This is a genomic window from Xanthomonas sp. BRIP62415 (assembly GCF_003993515.1).
In the GTDB taxonomy this organism is placed as follows: Bacteria; Pseudomonadota; Gammaproteobacteria; order Xanthomonadales; family Xanthomonadaceae; genus Xanthomonas; species Xanthomonas euroxanthea.
Genome location: NZ_QEZH01000029.1, coordinates 320,419 through 339,532 on the forward strand (window position 1 = coordinate 320,419; position 19,114 = coordinate 339,532).

Sequence of the window (19,114 nt, forward strand, 5' to 3'; positions counted from 1 at the left end):
GGTTTCCGCCGCGCCACCTGTCCGGCACCCGCGTGCCGGGCCGATCACCTTGAGGGTTTGAGTCGCCGATGTCCGAAAACCGCCTGTACCACTCCGTTGCCGCCAAGATCCGCGCGCTGATCGACACGGGCGAATTCCCGGTCGGCTCGCGCCTGCCGGGCGAGCGCGAGTTGGCCGAGCGCTTCGGCGTCAGTCGCGTCACCGTGCGCGAGGCCGAGATCGCGCTGGAAGCGCAGGGCCGCATCGTGATCAAGATCGGCTCGGGCGTGTACGTCAAGCCACGCCTGGCCTCGGACGAGGGCGCCTTGCCGGATGTCAGCGCGTTCGAGCTGACTGCCGCGCGCGCGGTGATCGAGGCGGAGGCGGCCGCATTGGCCGCCAGCCACATCACCGATGCGGAGCTTGATGAATTGAATGGCATGATCCAGGCGCTGTCGGCGCCTGGGCTCAGCGATGCGGCCGCTGCCGACTACGACCGCGCCTTCCACTTGGCGATCGCGCGTATCAGTGGCAACCCGGTGGTGGCGCACTGCGTGCAGCTGATCTGGCGCATGCGCAACGAATTGCCGCGCGTACGCGAGGTGTATGCGCGGGTCTGCCACGACGACGGCGCCACCCGCGTGGACGAGCACACCGCCATCCTGCAGGCCCTGCAGCAACGCGACCCCGTGGCGGCACGCACGGCCATGCGCAACCACTTCCAGCGTCTGTTCGAATCCATGCTGGAAGCGACCGAGAACGATGCCCTGGCGGAGATCCGCCGCCGCACCCAGCAGGACCGCGCGCATTTTCTGGCGGCCACGCGCACCTGAGTGCATGGCATGGTCGGTTGGGCGCAATGCGTCCACCGCCAGCGGCACTTTTGTGCCGCTGACGCCGGATTCTCCGAAAAACCCATCCTCCAATCAGCTGGATGCGCCGTCTGTCCTGTTCGGCACCACCGACGCGCGGCTGACCGGATTGTTGCGCCTGCGGTTGCCGCAGACGCTGCAGCGATAACACGCTGCTGGCGCGTCCGCCCTCAAGCAGATGGCTCTACCTGACGGGCGCGCGCGGGCACCTGCAGTGCAGGCCTCAGTCCGCCATCACCTTGTCCGGCGTCATCGGGGTACTGCGGATGCGCTTGCCGGTGGCATGGAAGATCGCATTGCAGATCGCCGCCGAGACGCCGACCAGGCCGATCTCGCCCACGCCCTTGGCACCCAGGCTGCTGACGATGCGGTCGTCCTCGTCGGCGAAGATCACATCGATGTCGTGGATGTCGGCATTGGCCGAGACGTGATACATCGCAAAATCGTGATTCATGAAACGGCCGAAGCGGTGATCGGACTGGGTGTGTTCGTGCAGCGCCTGGCCGATGCCCCAGACCACGCCGCCGACGATCTGGCTGCGCGCGGTGATCGGGTTGAGGATGCGCCCGGCCGCCACGGCGCTGACCACGCGGGTGACCCGCACCGTGCCGAGCTCCTCGTCCACCCGTACTTCCACGAACACCGCGCCATGGGTGGCACGGGTGTAGTTGCGTTGCTTGAGCACATTGGGCAGCAGCAGGAACTTGTCTTCGATCTGTTCCAGCTGGGAAGCACGCAACAGCTCGGTCAGGGCGATGGTGGTGCCGGCGTCGACTCGCAACGCCAGCGTGCCATCGGCAAAGACCACCTCGTCCAGCTTGGCCTTGGTGAAGCGCGAATTCGGTAACGCCTGCGCCAGCCGCAGCAGCCGCGCGCGCAATTTGCCGCACACGCCGTCCACCGCCGAGCCCACCGTGGTCACGTGCGATGAGCCGCCTTCGATCGGTGCCACCGGCAGCGTCGAATCGCCCAGCTGGAAGGTGACCTGTTCCAGCGGCAGGCCCAGTGCTTCGGCCGCGATCATCGCCATCACCGTATAGGTGCCGGTACCGATATCGCTGGCTGCGCTGCTCACCACCAGCCGGCCATCGGCGTGCAGCACCGCGTGCGCGCGCGCAAACATCTGCATCGCATCCCATTGCCCGGTGGCCATGCCCCAGCCCACCCATTCGTTGCCTTCCTTGCGTGCGCGCGGCTGCAACGGGCGCTGCGCCCAGCCGAAGCGCTCGGCGCCTTGCTGGTAGCACGCGCGCAGTGCCTTGGTGGAGTAGGGCTTGTCGTCGGCCGGGTTGACCTCGGCGTAGTTCTTCAGGCGCAGCGCCAGCGGATCCATGCCCAGCGCATAAGACAGCTCGTCCATTGCCACTTCCAGCGCATGCACGCCGTGTGCGGCGCCGGGGGCGCGCATGTCCATCGGGCTGAACTGGTCCAGGCTCACCAGGTTGTAGCCCAGATGCACGTTGTCGCAGGCATACAGCTGCCCGCTCCAGTTGACCACCACCTCGACGTAATCCTCGATCCGCGAGGTCTCGGCGATGGCCTCGTGCCAGATCGCCTGCAGGCGGCCATCGCGGTCGGCACCGAGCTTGAGCCGCTGCAGTGTCTCCGGGCGATGGCCGAAGGTGAACATCTGTTGCCGCGTCAGTACCACGCGTACCGAGCGGTCCAGCAGGATCGAGGCCATCACCGCCAGCGGCAACTGGTACTGCGGGCGCAACCCGGAGCCAAAGGCGCCGCCCACGTAGGGGTTGCGCACGGTGACCTTGCGCTTGCTCAGGCCGAACACATGCGAGACGTACCAGCGGCTGTTCTGCGAGCCCTGGGTCTTGTCGTAGATGGTGAAGTGGCCATCGGCGTCGCGGATCACCGTGGAGGCGAACAGCTCCATCGGATTGTGGTGCTCCACGCCACTGTAATAGTCGGCCTGCACCTGGACGGGGGCATTGGCGAAGGCGCTGTCCGGCTCGCCCTTGTCCTTGGGGGGCGGCGAGAAACCGGCCTTCATGGCCTTGGGCTTGTGCGCACGGTCCAGGTTGGTCATCAGGTTGGTGTCGTGCGGGTCTTGCAGCAGTTCCACCTCCACCAGATGCGCAGCATGGCGCGCCGCTTCGAAGGTGTCGGCCACCACCAGCGCGATCGGCTGGCCGCTGTACAGGATCTTGTTGTCGTACAAGGGCCGGAACGGCGAGCCGGCCGGTGCAGTCATGTCCTTGTAGAACACGTCCATGCCGCGCATATGCGGGCGGTTTTCATGGGTGACGATCTCCAGCACGCCGGGCACCGCACGCGCGGCGTCGAGATGGAAGGCGACGATCTCGCCCTTGGCGATGCTGCTGTTGACCACCACGCCGTAGGCCAGGTCGGGCACCGGCCATTCGGCGGCATAACGCGCCTGGCCGGTGACCTTGGCGCGGCCATCGATGCGGGTGACGCCGGTGCCGGTGGGGCGATAGCCGGTGCCGCTGTCGGCAACCGGCGGGCTCAGGTCGTTGTCGGGTGCATCGGTGCTGCGTGCGTTCATGGCGCTTCCTCCAGCGCGCTGGTTCGCCCGCGGTTGTCGATGGTGCCCTCGCGGGCGACGTCCAGCGCACGCACGATCGCGCGGCGTGCCAGCGGCAGCTTGAAGGCGTTGTTGCCTTGCGGTTGCGCACCCTGCAGCAGGGCATCGGCCAGGATGCCGAAGCTCTCGGCCGTGGCCGGTTTGCCCACCAGCTGCGCTTCGGCGTCGGGATTGCGCCAGGGCTTGTGCGCCACGCCGCCCAGGGCAACGCGCACCTCGCGGATGCTGCCGTCCTCGGCCAGGTCCAGCGCGGCGGCCACCGACACCAGCGCGAATGCATACGACAGCCGCTCGCGGATCTTCAGGTAGGCGCTATGCGCGACGAAGCGCTGCGCATCGGGCAGGTCGATATGCACGATCAGCTCGTCCGGGGCCAGCGTGCTGTCCAGCTCCGGGTGCTCGCCGGGCAGGCGGTGGAACTGCGCGAACGGGATGTCGCGCTCGCCATTGGGGCCTTGCACGTGCACCACCGCGTCCAGCGCAGCCAGCGCGACGCACATGTCCGACGGGTGCGTGGCAATGCACTGCGCGCTGGCGCCGAGGATGGCGTTGTAGGTGGTGAGCCCGCCGATGGCCGAGCAGCCGATACCGGGCTCGCGCTTGTTGCATGGGGTGGCGTGGTCGTAGAAATACAGGCAGCGCGTGCGCTGCAGCAGGTTGCCGCCGTTGCTGGCCATGTTGCGGATCTGCGGCGAGGCGCCGGCCAGGATCGCCGCGCTCAGCAAGGGGTAACGCGTCTCCACGTCCGGGTGGTAAGCGGTGTCGGCGTTGCGCGCGAGCGCGCCCAGGCGCAGGCCGCCATCGGGTTGGCTGGTGATGCCATCCAGCGGCAGACGATTGATGTCGACCAGGCTGCCCGGCCGCATCAGCTGCAGCTTCATCAGGTCGGTGAGATTGGTGCCGCCGGCGATCAGGCGCACCGGGGCTTCGGCGGGCACCGGGTGCGGGTCGCTGCCACGCACCGACAACGCAGTGAGGGCCGCATCGACGGAGTCCGCGCGCGTATAGGTGAGCGGAATCATGCCGGCACCGTCCCTGGGGTCCATGGCGTGGCGGCGCTGTCGCTGCTGTCGCTGGGCTTGCCCATGACCTGCATCACCGCATCGGTGATCTGCGGGTAGGCACCGCAGCGGCACAGGTTGCCGCTCATCAGCTCGCGCACTTGGTCGCGGTCGTGTGCCTTGCCTTCCTTGATCAGGCCCACCGCCGAACACAACTGCCCGGGCGTGCAATAGCCGCACTGGAAGGCGTCGTTGTCGATGAAGGCGCGCTGCAGCGGATGCAGCTGGTCACCCTCGGCCAGGCCTTCGACGGTGGTGATCTCGGCGCCGTCCTGCATGACGGCAAGCGTCAGGCAGCTGTTGATGCGGCGCCCATCGACCAGCACCGTGCAGGCACCGCACTGGCCGTGGTCGCAGCCTTTCTTGGTGCCGGTGAGGTCGAGCCGGTCGCGCAACAGGTCGAGCAGGCTGACCCAGGCTTCGAGCTGCAATTGGTAAGGCTGACCATTGATGCGCAGGTTGACCGGGTAGGTCGGCGCGGCAGTGGTGGCGGTGGCCGGCGCCGTGTCACGGGCTGCGGCGGGAGTGGCATTCATGCGAGCCCCGTGGCGATGGCTGAGAGGGCCTTCACCTTGACCACGCGACGGTCAACGCAGGGTGTAGGCAATGCGGTGATGGTGTTCACATCGGTACGTGGGTGATGCCCGGGCATGCGCGGCACTGCGCGATGGCAATGGGCCGAGCTCGCCGCGCCGGCGCCAGCGGCCAGCTGGAACTGAACTCGTCAGTTGCGCGTTATTGCGGTCCACGCCAATCGCACGGCGTGCGACGGCGGTCTCGGTATCCTGTGCAGATGACGACGAGGTTGCAATGAGCCGGCGCGGCGGCAGTGCCGATCTTCCGCTGCATGGCGGGCGCGTACCGCGCTGGTTGGGTGAGCGGATGACGCGCCTGGGCACGGTGATGTGCGAGGCGATCGTGCACACCTATGGGCGCGATGAATTGTTGCGGCGGCTTGCGCATCCGTTCTGGTTCCAGTCCTTTGGCGCGGTGATGGGGATGGACTGGCATTCCTCCGGCATCACCACCAGCGTGATGGGCGCACTCAAGCGCGGGCTCACGCCGTTGTCCGGCGAACTCGGCATCCATGTCTGCGGTGGGCGCGGGCGGCACTCGCGCGCAACGCCGGCCGAATTGCTTGCGGTAGGCGATGGGGTCGGGCTGGATGGCGCTGCGCTGGCGCAGGCCAGTCGCCTGGTGGCCAAGGTGGACAGCGCCGCGGTGCAGGATGGCTTCGACCTGTATCTGCACAGTTTCATCGTCAGCGACGACGGGCGCTGGGTGGTGGTGCAGCAGGGCATGAACGGGCAACGCAAGCAGGCGCGCCGCTATCACTGGTTGTCGGAAGGGCTGAGCAGTTTTGTGGATGCGCCGCATGCGGCCATCGACGGGCCACAGCAGGGCAATATCGTCAACCTGGCCGACCATCGTGCCGCTGCCGCGCGTGCGGCGCAGGTGGCGTTGTTGCAGACGCTGCCGCCGGATCGCCTTGCCCGTGAGTGGCAACGCATCGACGCCGCGCAGGCACCGGTTGCGCCTGCTGTGGCGCAGGCGCCGGTCACCGGTGACCTGTTTGCAGGCCAGGGCTGGGACCCCGCGCAGCAACCGCATCTGAGCATGCCCGGCCATCACGACGTGCGCAGCGAAAACGTGATCACCCGCCGGCTGCACGCCAGCCTGGCGGCTGCGGCCGAGTGCGGCCCCGCCGATTTCACCGCGCTGTTGCAGGTGCCGGGCGTGGGCGCGCGCACCGTGCGTTCGCTGGCGATGGTGGCTGAGGTGTTGCATGGCACCCCGTGTCGTTTCAGCGACCCGGCGCGCTTTTCGCTTGCCCACGGCGGCAAGGACCGGCATCCGTTCCCGGTGCCCACGCGCGTGTTGGATCACACCATCGGCGTGCTCAAGCAGGCGATGCAGCAGGCCCGGCTCGGCAACGAGGAGCGGCTGCAGGCCATCGCGCGGCTGGATGCGCAGGCACGTCGGCTGGAGGCCAGCGCACGCGGTCCGTCGGTGGAGGCGTATATCGCGCAGGAACGCGTGGATGCGCACCGCTATGGCGGGCGCAGCGTGTTCGGTTGGGAGCAGCCGGTCGAGGATCATCAACCGCGTGAGTCGCAGGCGCAGCGCAAGGCAGGCCAATGAGCGCGCAACTGCGCCGTGGCAAGGTGGCCATCGACGGCCGCTGCTTCACCTATGTGTTCCCGTGCCAGTGGGAAGACCATTGCAAGATCGGCTTTTCGCGCGACCCGCTGGGCCGCATCGGCAGCCTGCATCCGCGCTGGTTTGCGTTCTTCGACCTGGAGCGCGGCGTGCTGGTGGAAGCCGAGCGCGAACGCGATGCGCGGGATCTGGAACTGCAACTGCGCCGGCCCCTGGGTGAGCACAACGCACCGGCGCCATTGGCGATTCGCAGTGCGGCGGGCGGGCACACCGAATGGTTTCGTGGTGTGGGGCAGGCGCTCGAGGTGGCAGTGGCGCAGCTGGAGCAGCAGGGGTATCGCGTGTTCGCACTACAGGCCTGGCTGCAGGCGGCAATGGCCCAGCGGATCGATCACCTGTACGACTGGTCGCTGCTGCAGTTGAGCCAGGATGAACTCGACAGCGTCACCGGGCCCACCGCAGCGCAACAGATGCTGCGCGATGTGCTGGATGGCTACCGCGCACTGGAGCTGCCACTGCAGGCGCATCTACCCGATGTGATCTGGGACTGGTATTGCCGCAGCCAATAGCCAAGTGCATTGCCGCCGCCTTGACGTGTGCGGCGACAGCATCGGCGCAACCGATGAGGAGACACGCGCATGCAGTACGCAACGCTGGAATTGAGCAACCCCTTCAAGGTGCTGTTTTCGCTGCGCCAGGTGCAGGCGGCCGAAATGGTGATGGCACCGGGCGATCGCGAGGGTGGCCCGGACAATCGCCATCGCGGCGCCGACCAATGGCTGTTCGTGGTGGACGGCGCGGGCGAGGCCATCGTGGATGGCCACACGCAGGCATTGCAGGCCGGCAGCCTGATCGCGATCGAACGTGGCCAGGCGCACGAGATTCGCAATACCGGTGACACGCCGCTGAAGACGGTCAACTTCTATCATCCGCCAGCCTACGATGCGCAGGGCGAGCCATTGCCGGCAGGCGAAGGCTGACAAGCAACGCGCTGGGTGCAGGCTGGCAGCGTGCTGTTCAACGGCATGCTGTTCAACGGCGTGTTGTTCAATCGCAAGCGCGTTGTCGACCATGCGTTGACGTGGCGGTTGCTTACATCGGCACGTCACAACGCACCGGGAGCACCCCCATGCCAGAAGCCAAGACGCGGCGCGCGGCCGCCCAGGACAAGCGCGAGGGCAAGTCGGCCAGTACCCAGGCCGGCGAATACGTCAAAGAAGAAATCGACCACGTGCGCGAAGGCAAGCATGGTGCCAAGAGCACCAGGCAGGCAATTGCGATTGGCCTGTCCAAGGCGCGCCGCGATGGCGTGGATGCCAAGCCGTCCAAGAGCGCCTCCAGGAGCACCAGGAAAAAGGCGGCGCAGGACAGCGAGGCGGCCAAGAAGACCACCGCCAAGACCGCAGACAAGACCACCCGCAAAGCGACCAAGCAGACGGCGAAAAAGGCCGCCAAGAACGCCACCAAGAAGACCTCGCCCACGCGGTCGACAGGCGCCAAGAAGGCCTTGAAGACGGCCAGCAAGAAGACCACCGCCAAGCAGGTTGCCGGCACCCAGGCGCTGTCGCGCCAGGCCAGGAGTGCAGCGGCCAAACGCAGTTCCAGCAGCCGCTCGGCAGCGGCCAAGAAAGCTGCCAAGACCAAGGGGCCTGGCGTGCGCAAGGCTGCCGCCAGGAAAGCGGCGGCGACGCGGAAGCGGCCGGCGAGCACGCGCGAGAGCTGATCGATGCTGCTGCCGCCTTGTGCGCCCGACGAGAGGGCGGGCGCCTGGCCACGCGCGATGTCCCAGCGCCCCGAGGTTATTCAGAGCAAGGTTCTTCAGAGCAAGGTTCTTGAGAGTGAGCCTGCGCGGTGACCTCGGCGGTAATGCGCCGCAGGTGGGTGGATCCGCTCCTGCTGCCGGGGTTGCACGGGCGGCCGCAAGCAATCGGCAAAGGCAGGTGCTTCAATCGTGCCGTCGGCCAGCCCGATGTAGCTGCCGTAGAGTTCCGGATCGCCGGCTGACAGCGCAGCGCCATCGAGCACGATGACGGTTTCGCAGGCGACCGCAGCGGTGCGCTTGTTGCCAATCCACCAACGGATGCGTGCGCGGTAAGCCAGGCGCAAGCGCAGCGGCCAGCGCGGCCAGGCCCGGCGGTGGATCGGATCCGGCCGGTCGCAGGCCGGTCCTGGCTGAAGCGGCTCAGCAACCTGCACGGGCCAATCTCGCCTGCTGCGACCGATCGGTGTACAAATGTACACCTTGCCCCGTCCGGCCGCTGCACTCCCATGGAACCTCTCTCTCCCAAACGTCTGGCCGTGCTGGCTTTCCTGCAGGAGCAGGCCCACGCAGGGGTGTCGCCCAGCCTGGCCGAGATTGCGCAGGCATTCGGGTTCGCCTCGCGCAATGCCGCGCAAAAGCACGTGCAGGCGCTGGCCGAGGCCGGCTTGATCGAGCTGCTGCCCAATCAGAAGCGGGGCATCCGCATGCCGGGCGGCGCCGCGCGCGATGCGTTGCTGGCCTTGCCGGTGCTGGGGCGGGTGGCGGCCGGCGTGCCGATCGGGGCGGATATCGGCCTGGACCGGCAGCTGTGGCTGGACCGTGCGCTGTTTTCGTTGCGCCCGGACTATCTGCTGCAGGTGCAAGGCGATTCGATGATCGACGACGGCATCCTGGACGGCGATCTGGTCGGCGTGCATCGCAGCAGCGAGGCACGCGATGGGCAGATCGTGGTGGCGCGGGTGGATGGCGAAATCACCATCAAGCGGCTGGAGCGTGGTGCCGAACGCATCCGCCTGCTGCCGCGCAACCGCGCGCATGCGCCGATCGTGGTGGCCGCCGATGCCGACTTCGCGATCGAAGGGCTGTACTGCGGTCTGATCCGGCAGGGTTGAGATGAGCCAGGAGCCCGCGCGCATCAGGCAGGACGGCAACGCGGCAGTCGCCCTGCCGCTGGACGCCTTGCTGGCCGCACGCACGGTATGGCGCGCAGGTCACGGCACCGCCATCGCCCATGGCGGCGAATCCACCGGGCATGCAGCACTGGACGCATTGCTGCCCGATGGCGGCTGGCCGCGGCGGGCACTGACCGAGTTGCTGCTGCCCGCGCACGGCGTGGGCGAGATCGCGCTGCTGTTGCCCACGCTGGCGCGCATGACCGGCGCCAGCAGCCGGGTGGTGCTGGTGGCGCCGCCGTTCATTCCCTATGCGCCGGCCTGGCAGGCGGGCGGGGTGGTGCTGGACCATCTGGAAGTGGTGCAGGCCGAGCCGCGCGATGCCTTGTGGGCATTCGAACAATGCCTGCGCAGCGGCGCCTGCGCGGCGGTACTGGGCTGGCCGCAGACCGGCGATGCACGCGCATTGCGGCGGCTGCAAGTCGCCGCCGACAGCGGCAACTGTTGCGCGTTCGCGCTGCGCGATCGCAAGCATGCGGTCAATGCATCGCCGGCCGCGCTGCGGCTGGAATTTCTGCCGGAGCGCGATGCCTGGCAGGTGCGCAAGTGCCGCGGCGGGCAGGTCCCGTCGCAGCCGTTGCGGCTGGCGCATTGAGGCGCGCGCATGTTGTGGGCCTGCATCTTGCTGCCGCAGCTGGCGCTGGACGCCGTCCTTCGGCGCCTGGAAGAGCCTGACGCACCGTTGGTGCTGGTGGAAGGGCCGGCGCAGTTGCGCAGCCTGCATTCGGTCAATCCAGCGGCGTCCGCCGCCGGCCTGAAAGCCGGCATGCGGCTGTCGGCGGCGCATGCGCTGATGGCCACTGTGCGCACCATCGACTACGAGGCGCAGGCCGAGGCGCGCACCCAGCGGTTTCTTGCGGCGTGGGCGTACCGGCACAGTTCGCTGGTGAGCCAGCAATGGTCGCGCGCCATCGTGCTGGAGGCCGGCGCCAGTTTTCAATTGTTCGGGCCGTGGCCGCGTTTCGAGCGTCGGCTGCGCGATGAACTGCAGGCCTTGGGCTTCCAGCACCGGCTTGCCCTGGCACCGACACCGCGTGCCGCGCGTGTGCTGGCCGGTTTGCGCGATGGCATGGTGGTGACGCAGTTGCCGGCCTTGCACGCCACGCTGGACCAGGTGCCGGTACGCCGCGCCGCGTTGCCGGGCGATGCCGGTGAGCGCCTGCAGCACATGGGCGTGCGCACGCTGGCGGCGGTGCGCGCGTTGCCGCGCGATGGGCTGCGCCGGCGGTTCGGTGCGGGCCTGCTCGAGCATCTGGACCGCCTCTACGGCCAGGTCGACGACCCACTGGAGTGTTACGCACCACCGGATCACTTCGACCAGCGGGTGGAACTCGGCTACGAGGTGGAAATGCATCCGGCGCTGTTGTTCCCGCTGCGGCGCCTGATCGGCGATCTGTGCACCTACCTGTCCATCCGCGATGGCGGCGTGCAACGGTTCCTGCTGCGGCTGGAACACGAAGAAGGCGCCACCGATGTCGAGATCGGCCTGCTCACCCCGGAACGTGCGCCGACGCTGTTGTTCGAGCTTGCGCGCAACCGGCTGGAGCGGGTGGAGATCCCGCGGCCGGTGGTGGCGATGCGCCTGCTGGCGCGGCAGCTGCCACCGTTCGTGCCGGCCATGCGCGATCTGTTCGATCAGCGTGCGCAGCAATCGGTGGAGTGGCCGCAGCTGCGCGAGCGCCTGCGTGCGCGGCTCGGCGACGAGGCGGTGTATCGCGTACTGCCGGCCGACGACCCGCGCCCGGAACGCGCCTGGCGGCGCGCCATTGGCGATGCGGTGCGCGAAACCGGTGCGCCGCCACGTCCGCCGCGCCCGACCTGGCTGCTGCCGCAACCGGTGCCCCTGCACGAGACCCAGCTGCGCATCGTCTCCGGGCCGGAGCGGCTGGAAAGCGGCTGGTGGGACGACGACGAGGCGCGTCGCGATTATTACGTGGTGGAAACCGCACGCGGGCGGCAGGCCTGGGTGTTTGCCGCACCAGGCCGTGTCGATGGCTGGATGCTGCACGGGTGGTTTGCATGATCCGCCCCATCCCCTTGCAGCACCGGCGCACTGCCTGCCGGGCCGGTCGCCGCAGCGGTGGCGTAGGCGCCCAATGCCGCGCAGCGAAGCGGCAACGGCAACGCATCGACCTGCAGCGCACTGAAAAACCCGTGCACTGGCAGCGCGAGGCTGACGGCGTGCGCGCATGAGCTGGGATGACGCCGTCGACGGCGTGGACCGCGATACGCCCGGTGGGCGCATGCCGCGCGGCTGGACGGTCGCCGCGCGGTTGCGCGCGGCAAACGACGATATCGCCCATGCCATGGTTGCCGATGGCCTGCCCGCGTATGCCGAGCTGCACTGCCTGTCGGACTTCTCGTTCCTGCGTGGCGCCTCCAGCGCGGAGCAGTTGTTCGCGCGCGCGCAACACTGCGGCTACAGCGCCCTGGCGATCACCGACGAGTGCTCGCTGGCCGGCATCGTGCGCGGCCTGGAAGCCTCGCGCGCCACCGGCGTGCGCCTGATCGTCGGCAGCGAATTCACTTTGGTCGATGGCACCCGCTTCGTCCTGCTGGTGGAAAACGCGCACGGTTATCCGCAGCTGTGCGCGCTGATCACCACCGCGCGGCGTGCGGCAAGCAAGGGCGCCTATCGGCTGGGGCGTGCCGAGGTGGAGGCACAGTTTCGCGGCGTGGAGCCCGGCGTGTTCGCAGTGTGGTTGCCCGGTGCGCAGCCGCAGGCCGGGCAGGGCACCTGGTTGCAGCAGGTGTTCGGCGCGCGTGCATTCCTGGCGGTGGAGCTGCATCGTGAACAGGACGATGCGGCGCGCTTGCTTGCCCTGCAGGTGCTGGCGCAACAACTGGGCATGAGCGCACTGGCCAGCGGCGATGTGCACATGGCGCAGCGGCGCGAGCGCATCGTGCAGGACACCTTGACCGCCATCCGCCACAGCTTGCCGTTGGCCGAGTGCGGCGCGCATCTGTTCCGCAACGGCGAGCGCCATCTGCGCACGCGGCGTGCCTTGGGCAACATCTACCCGGATGCGCTGTTGCAGGCCGCCGTGGACCTGGCGCAGCGCTGCAGCTTCGATATTTCCAGGCTTGAATACACCTATCCGCGCGAGCTGGTGCCGGAAGGACATACGCCGGCCAGTTATCTGCGACAGCTCACCGAAGAGGGAATGCGTGAGCGGTGGCCGAATGGAACGCCGGCAAAGGTACGCGCCGTCATCGAGAAGGAACTGGCGCTGATCGCGCACAAGAAGTACGAGGCGTTCTTTCTCACCGTGCAGGACGTGGTGCAGTTCGCACGGTCGAAGAAGATTCTCTGCCAGGGCCGTGGCTCATCGGCCAACTCGGCGGTGTGTTATGCATTGGGCATCACCGCGGTCAACCCGGATGAAACGCGTCTGTTGATGGCGCGCTTCCTGTCCGAACAACGCAACGAACCACCGGACATCGACGTCGATTTCGAGCACGAACGCCGCGAGGAGGTACTGCAGTACGTCTACAACAAATACGGGCGTGAACGCGCGGCGTTGGCCGCCACCGTGATCTGCTATCGCGGCAAGAGCGCCGTGCGCGATGTGGCCAAGGCCTTCGGCCTGCCGCCGGACCAGATCGCGCTGCTGGCCAATTGCTATGGCTGGGGCAATGGCGAAACGCCCATGGAACAGCGCATCGAAGAGGCCGGGTTCGATCTGGCCAACCCGCTGATCAACAAGATCCTCGTCGTGACCGAACACCTGCGCGATCACCCGCGCCATCTGTCGCAGCATGTGGGCGGATTCGTCATCTCCGATGAACCCTTGTCGCTGCTGGTGCCGGTGGAAAACGCGGCCATGGCCGACCGCACCATCATCCAGTGGGACAAGGACGACCTGGAAACGATGAAGCTGCTCAAGGTCGATTGCCTGGCGCTGGGCATGCTGACCTGCATCCGCAAGACGCTGGAGCTGGTGCGCGGGCATCGTGGGCGCGATTACAGCATTGCCACGCTGCCGGGCGAGGATGCGCCGACCTACAGGATGATCCAGCGCGCCGATACCGTGGGCGTATTCCAGATCGAATCGCGCGCGCAGATGGCGATGCTGCCGCGGCTCAAGCCTGCGGTGTTCTACGACCTGGTGATCGAAGTGGCGATCGTGCGCCCCGGCCCGATCCAGGGCGATATGGTGCACCCGTATCTGCGCAGGCGGCAGGGCCGCGAGGAGGTGAACTATCCCTCGCCGGAGGTGGAGGACATCCTCAAACCGACGCTCGGTGTGCCGCTGTTCCAGGAACAGGTGATGGAACTGCTGATGCACGCTGCCGATTACAGCGAGAGCGAAGCGGACAATCTACGTCGCTCGATGGCGGCCTGGCGGCGCGGCGGCGATATGGAACAGCACCGTGCGCGGGTGCGTGAGCGCATGCAGGGCAAAGGCTACGCCTCCACCTTCATCGACCAGATCTTCGAGCAGATCAAGGGCTTCGGTTCCTACGGCTTCCCGCAAAGCCACGCCGCCTCATTCGCCAAGCTTGTCTACGCCAGCTGCTGGCTCAAGCGCCACGAGCCGGCGGCCTTCGCCTGCGGGCTGCTCAATGCGCAGCCGATGGGTTTCTACTCGGCCAGCCAGATCGTGCAGGACGCGCGCCGCGGCAGTCCCGAGCGCGCGCGCGTGGAGGTGTTGCCGGTGGATGTGCTGCACAGCGATTGGGACAACACGCTGGTCGGTGGCCGGCCCTGGCGCAGCGACCAAGACCCCGGCGAACAACCGGCGATCCGGCTGGGCATGCGGCAGGTCGCCGGGTTATCGGAGGTGGTGGCCAATCGCATTGTCGCCGCGCGCGCGCAGCGGGCCTTCGCCGATATCGGCGATCTGTGCCTGCGCGCCGCACTCGACGAAAAGGCACGCCTGGCATTGGCCGAAGCTGGCGCCCTGCAGGGCATGGTCGGCAATCGCAATGCCGCGCGCTGGGCGATGGCCGGCGTGGAAGCGCGCCGGCCGCTGCTGCCGGGCAGCCCGCAGGAACGCGAGGTGGAGTTTGAAGCACCGCGCGCAGGCGAGGAGATCCTGGCCGATTACCGTTCGGTCGGCCTGAGTCTGCGCCAGCATCCGATGGCGCTGCTGCGCCCGCAGATGCGGCAGCGGCGCATCCTCGGCCTGCGCGAATTGCAGGGCCGCCGCCACGGCAGCGGCGTGCATGTCGCCGGCCTGGTCACCCAGCGCCAGCGCCCGGCCACTGCCAAGGGCACCATCTTCGTCACCCTGGAAGACGAGCACGGCATGATCAACGTCATCGTCTGGTCGCACCTGGCGCTGCGCCGCCGCCGCGCACTGCTGGAATCGCGCCTGCTGGCCGTGCGTGGCCGCTGGGAACGCGTGGACGGCGTGGAGCACCTGATCGCCGGCGACCTGCACGACCTCAGCGACCTGCTCGGCGACATGCAGCTGCCCTCGCGCGATTTTCATTGAGCCAGTGTGGCTGGCGCGCCTGCTGCGGCGAACGGCCGCGCCAACGCTGCCAGCGTCGGTGCAGCAGCCGACGCATCGTCACCGGTAGAAGATCCCCGATATGACGATGCAGCCGCTGGCACGCGTTGATTCACGCCTGCCGCCCTGGTGGACACACCTTCAGGCATTCCAGTCGCCACATCACGCACACTGTCACGCCGCGGCGCAGCTGGACGGAACCCTGCGTAGGCGCTAGCGTGGTGCGGATTTTTTGCCACAGGGGAACTGCCCAATGAGCCATGACGCGCAACCGCGCCAGCTCACCTTCCGCGCCGTCGTGCTGGCCATCGTGCTGGCGGTGGTGCTTTCGGCCGCCAACGCCTATCTGGGCCTGTTTGCCGGCCTGACCATCGCCACCGCCATTCCGGCCGCGGTCGTCTCGATGGGCGTGCTGCGCCTGCTCGGCGGCGGCACCATTCTGGAAAACAACATCGTCCAGACCGGTGCCTCGGCCGGTTCGTCGATCGCGGCCGGGGTGATCTTCACCATTCCCGCGCTGGTGATCATGGGCTATTGGCCGGACTTCAAGTACTGGTGGGTGCTCGGTATCGCCGGCATGGGCGGGTTGCTCGGGGTGCTGTTCTCGGTGCCGCTGCGGCGCTCGATGATCGTCGAAGACCCGCTGCCGTTCCCCGAAGGCAAGGCCGCGGCCGAGGTGCTCAAGGCCGGCGAGAATCCCGGCCCGGGCCTGAAGATCCTGGCCATGTCCGGCGCCATCGGCGCGCTGGTCAAGCTGGGTGCGGCCAGCGGCCTGCGGGTGATCCCGGACACCTGGGCGCAGGCCACCTACCTGGGCAGCAGCCGCCTGGTCGGCTATCTGGGTACCAACCTGTCGCCGGCGCTGCTGGGCGTGGGCTACATCGTCGGGCTGAATGTCGGCATCGTGGTGCTGTCCGGGTCGATCCTGTCCTGGCATATCGCCATTCCGCTGTACCAGCAGTTCTTCATGGGCAGCGACCCGGCACTGGCGCAAAGCCTGGTTGGCGCGCCGGCGGCCGATACGGCATTCGGCATCTGGGGCGAAAAGATCCGTTACCTCGGTGTCGGCGCGATGCTGATCGGCGGCGTGTGGACGCTGTTCTCGCTGCGCAAGTCGCTGTTGTCCGGGGTCAAGAGCGGCTTCGCCGCTGCGCGCAAGAGCGGTGGCGGTGTGGTTGCCGAGACCGAACGCGACCTGCCGATGAAGTGGATGCTGGTGGCGCTGGTGCTGTGCACCCTGCCGCTGCTGGGCCTGTACCAGGCAATCGTGCAGCAGTGGCACGTGTCGATCCCGATGACCATCATCATGATCGTGGCCGGCTTCCTGTTCGTGTCGGTGTCCGGCTATCTGGCCGGCTTGATCGGTTCGTCCAACAACCCGGTCTCGGGTATCACCATCTCCACCATCCTGTTCGCCTCGGCAGTGCTGGTGCTGCTGCTGGGCAAGGATGGCCTGGTGCCGGTCGGCATCGGCGCCGCGCCTCTGGGTGCGGTGGCGGCGATCATGATCGGCGCGGTGGTGTGCTGCGCGGCAGCGGTGGGCGGCGACAACCTGCAGGATCTCAAGACCGGTTATCTGGTTGGGGCGACACCTTGGAAACAGCAATTGATGCTGGCTATTGGCGCGTTCTCGTGCGCGCTGATCATGGCGCCCGTGCTCAACCTACTTGCCGAGGCTTACGGTATTGGCTCCAAGACACTGCCGGCACCGCAGGCGATGCTGATGGCGTCGGTGGCAAAAGGGCTGTTTGGAGGTCAGTTGCCATGGGCCATCATTGCGATCGGCGCGGGTGTGGGTGCGGTGATCATCGCTGTGGATGAGTGGTTGAAGAAAACCGGCAAGCGCTTCCGCGTGCCGGTGCTGGCCGCGGCGATCGGTATCTATCTGCCGTTGGAGCTGATGGTGCCGATCTTTATTGGCGGCCTGATCGCGCATCTGGTGGAGCGCTTCCACAAGATCCGTGCCGACGACGAAGACGGCCGTGACCGCGTGCATCGCCCGGGCGTGCTGTTCGCTGCCGGCCTGATCACCGGCGAGGCATTGATGGGTATCGGCATTGCGCTGCCGATCGTGATCACGAACAACAAGGATGTGCTGGCATTGCCTGGAGGTTTTCAGCTCAACCAGTGGTTCGGCCTGGCGATCCTCGCCCTGGTCGGCTGGCTGCTGTACCGCGTTGGCAAGCGCGGCGAACAGACCGCCTGAGGGAGACGCTTCACTAAGGCATGCGCCTGCGCGCTGCCTCTGGACGGACACGCATCGCTGGATGCGTGTCCGTTTTTTGTTGTGGCATTGACCGGATTGCCGCGGTTCTGATTGCCTCGCAAGAGGCGCGGTTCGAATGCGGCCCTGCTGCCGAGCGCGCAAGTGCAGCAGCATGCCGGCACGGCACGGTGCACCGAATCGGCGCTGCGACCGCACAGCGGCATATTCAATTCAAACATCCCTGCAAGCTCGTGCATTGCTGCCGTGAGCAGATCTGCCTTGTCGATGCAGGGCAACGACATCGGCGCGCCCGGCTGACCTGCTGATCGGCCGACACGCGCGCAGCTGCAATCCGGCGACGCCTTACGCGCCTGCGCTCAGGCAACGCACGCCCAACGCCCAGGCCATCGCGTCTGCACCACCGCAGCGCCTTTGCGCCGGCTTTACGCCCTGCGCAGGCCGGGTGCATAGCGACTTTATGCCACTGCTCCGTATCGTGCCGTCTCCCGCACCGATGGGTGCATCACGGCGACCGCATGCCTCGATCGATCCCGATGACGCGCCACCGCGCACGTCCTCGCACCGCGTAACCCCATCCACGATGGGCGTGGAAAAGCGACTCGCATCACGCTGTGCGACATCCGCACACTGTTGAGGCCGCTTTTGTCACCGACGGCGTCTTCAGACCCGCCGACGCCTATAAGATCGATTGGCAACACGCCGCCATCAGGCGGCCATGCAGTCGTTCGACATCCACGCGCATTCCCCCTCCCCAACGCTGACCGTTCACGCGAGCTGTCCAGCGTCTTGCCATGGAAACCACTGCAATGCTGACTGCCATCTCCCACCGCTCCACCCGCGCACGACGCGTCCCCTTGTTGAGCCTCGCCCTGGCCGGCGTGCTGTGCAGCCTCGCGCTGCAGGCACAGGCACAAGAGGCCACCGAAGCGGCGCTGTGTACCGATCGCCCGACCAAGGCCAATTCCACCTGTACCGTGCCGACCGGCGCCTGGCAGCTGGAGACCGATATCGGCAGCTACACCCGCGACAGCCAGCCCGCCACCCGCGTCGAAACGGCATACTTCACCAATCCCACGCTCAAATACGGCGTCAGCGACCGCATCGATCTGCAGCTGAACTGGGCACCGCAGCTGCAGGTCAAGACCACTGACCGCGCCACCGGTGCGCGCAGCAGCCTGAGCGGCGGCGGCGATATCTTCCTGCGCATGAAGGCGCGTTTCTACGAAAGCGATACCGCCAGCGTGGCGTTGCTGCCGTTCGTCAAGGCACCGACCGCGCGCACCGGCCTGGGCAACGACGAGTGGGAAGGCGGCGTCGCCTTGCCGATCAATTTCGTGCTGCCCAACAGTTTCTCGCTGACCTTCGGGCCCGAGGTGGATTGGTTGGCCGACAGCGATGGCAGCGGCAAGCATGTCGCCATCGTCAACGCGATCAATCTGGCGCATCCGCTCACCGCAAAGTTGTCGATGGCGGTGGAAGTATGGTCGTCGATCAACCGCGACCCGGCGCAGACCATCGAGCAGTATTCGGCCGACATCGCTGCTGCGTATCTGCTCAATCCGCTGTTGCAGCTGGATGTGGGCGCCAACTTCGGCCTCAACGACCGCACCCCGGACGCGCAGGTGTATGTGGGCATGTCGCACCGCTTCTGAGGCGCGCAGCGCGCGCTGCGCACACAAAAGCCGCTGCGGTCCGCGCCTGTGCGGACTGCAGTGTTCTGCAGGCAACCGCTTCAGATATGTAATAAATGCCCGGTGCGGTGCGACACTATGTCGTCAGTCTGCCGGGCATGCCGGTGCCGGTCCCACCAGCGGTACGTGGGCCGGGGAGGGGAGTGACGGAAAGTGGGCAGTGATGCTGCC

At 67.3% G+C, this 19,114-nt stretch carries 15 protein-coding genes and 1 pseudogene; 12 read left to right on the top strand and 4 right to left on the bottom strand.

Translation table 11 applies throughout. The features are described 5' to 3' along the window. Nucleotides 1-68 precede the first annotated feature (68 nt). Together EO141_RS15600 and EO141_RS15605 are read left to right on the top strand one after the other, a co-directional pair. The gene (locus tag EO141_RS15600; protein WP_024938638.1) at nucleotides 69-812 is read left to right on the top strand and encodes an FCD domain-containing protein; all 744 of its coding nucleotides are present in this window, start codon (nucleotides 69-71) and stop codon (nucleotides 810-812) included. Nucleotides 813-816: 4 nt separating this feature from the next. Then, entirely contained in the window at nucleotides 817-999 is a 183-nt protein-coding gene (locus tag EO141_RS15605; RefSeq protein WP_127169619.1) for a hypothetical protein, read from the top strand. Between the two features lie 75 nt (nucleotides 1,000-1,074). On the opposite strand, the gene EO141_RS15610 is transcribed toward EO141_RS15605, so the two are convergent. From EO141_RS15610 to EO141_RS15620, 3 genes are read right to left on the bottom strand one after another with little or no spacing between them, the layout of a single operon-like run. Next, nucleotides 1,075-3,372, bottom strand: coding sequence for a xanthine dehydrogenase family protein molybdopterin-binding subunit (locus EO141_RS15610; RefSeq protein ID WP_127169620.1), 2,298 nt, complete (start codon nucleotides 3,370-3,372; stop codon nucleotides 1,075-1,077). After that, nucleotides 3,369-4,457 carry a xanthine dehydrogenase family protein subunit M gene (locus EO141_RS15615; protein WP_164739238.1) on the bottom strand — a complete coding sequence of 363 codons (1,089 nt, stop codon included), beginning with the start codon at nucleotides 4,455-4,457 and terminating at the stop codon, nucleotides 3,369-3,371. Before EO141_RS15615 ends, EO141_RS15610 begins: the two co-directional genes overlap by 4 nt. Beyond that, nucleotides 4,430-5,008, bottom strand: coding sequence for a (2Fe-2S)-binding protein (locus tag EO141_RS15620; protein ID WP_115676337.1), 579 nt, complete (start codon nucleotides 5,006-5,008; stop codon nucleotides 4,430-4,432). Before EO141_RS15620 ends, EO141_RS15615 begins: the two co-directional genes overlap by 28 nt. A gap of 274 nt (nucleotides 5,009-5,282) precedes the next feature. Here EO141_RS15620 and EO141_RS15625 point away from each other — a divergent pair, with 274 nt between their 5' ends. From EO141_RS15625 to EO141_RS15640, 4 genes are all read left to right on the top strand, one after another. Then, nucleotides 5,283-6,614 (top strand): DUF763 domain-containing protein, encoded by a 1,332-nt coding sequence (locus EO141_RS15625; protein ID WP_127169622.1) that lies wholly within the window; start codon nucleotides 5,283-5,285, stop codon nucleotides 6,612-6,614. Next, a complete protein-coding gene (locus EO141_RS15630; RefSeq protein ID WP_127169623.1) occupies nucleotides 6,611-7,201 on the top strand; it encodes a GIY-YIG nuclease family protein in 591 nt (196 codons plus the stop codon). The genes EO141_RS15625 and EO141_RS15630 overlap by 4 nt, the downstream gene beginning before the upstream one ends. A 69-nt stretch (nucleotides 7,202-7,270) precedes the next feature. Further along, nucleotides 7,271-7,612, top strand: coding sequence for a cupin domain-containing protein (locus tag EO141_RS15635; RefSeq protein ID WP_104582393.1), 342 nt, complete (start codon nucleotides 7,271-7,273; stop codon nucleotides 7,610-7,612). Between the two features lie 149 nt (nucleotides 7,613-7,761). Continuing rightward, the gene (locus EO141_RS15640; RefSeq protein ID WP_127169624.1) at nucleotides 7,762-8,355 is read left to right on the top strand and encodes a DNA-binding protein; all 594 of its coding nucleotides are present in this window, start codon (nucleotides 7,762-7,764) and stop codon (nucleotides 8,353-8,355) included. A gap of 95 nt (nucleotides 8,356-8,450) precedes the next feature. On the opposite strand, the pseudogene EO141_RS21735 reads toward EO141_RS15640, so the two are convergent. After that, nucleotides 8,451-8,775, bottom strand: a pseudogene (locus EO141_RS21735) (Fic family protein); the annotation flags it as partial. Between the two features lie 125 nt (nucleotides 8,776-8,900). On the opposite strand from EO141_RS21735, the gene lexA reads away from it, so the two are divergent. From lexA to EO141_RS15680, 6 genes are all read left to right on the top strand, one after another. After that, on the top strand, nucleotides 8,901-9,506 hold the full coding sequence (gene lexA / locus EO141_RS15650; protein ID WP_115676342.1) for a transcriptional repressor LexA: 606 nt from the start codon (nucleotides 8,901-8,903) through the stop codon (nucleotides 9,504-9,506). 1 nt (nucleotide 9,507) lies between these two features. After that, nucleotides 9,508-10,161: a translesion DNA synthesis-associated protein ImuA gene (gene imuA / locus EO141_RS15655; RefSeq protein ID WP_164739239.1), complete on the top strand. Its 654-nt coding sequence runs from the start codon at nucleotides 9,508-9,510 to the stop codon at nucleotides 10,159-10,161. Nucleotides 10,162-10,170: 9 nt separating this feature from the next. Next, a complete protein-coding gene (locus EO141_RS15660) occupies nucleotides 10,171-11,589 on the top strand; it encodes a DNA polymerase Y family protein (protein ID WP_104582396.1) in 1,419 nt (472 codons plus the stop codon). Nucleotides 11,590-11,755: 166 nt separating this feature from the next. Continuing rightward, nucleotides 11,756-15,007, top strand: coding sequence for an error-prone DNA polymerase (locus EO141_RS15665; RefSeq protein ID WP_164739240.1), 3,252 nt, complete (start codon nucleotides 11,756-11,758; stop codon nucleotides 15,005-15,007). Between the two features lie 271 nt (nucleotides 15,008-15,278). Next, entirely contained in the window at nucleotides 15,279-17,231 is a 1,953-nt protein-coding gene (locus tag EO141_RS15670; protein WP_127169625.1) for an oligopeptide transporter, OPT family, read from the top strand. Between the two features lie 830 nt (nucleotides 17,232-18,061). Beyond that, complete coding sequence (locus EO141_RS15680) at nucleotides 18,062-18,904, top strand: transporter (RefSeq protein WP_104649822.1); 843 nt, start codon at nucleotides 18,062-18,064, stop codon at nucleotides 18,902-18,904. The last annotated feature ends 210 nt before the right edge of the window (nucleotides 18,905-19,114 follow it).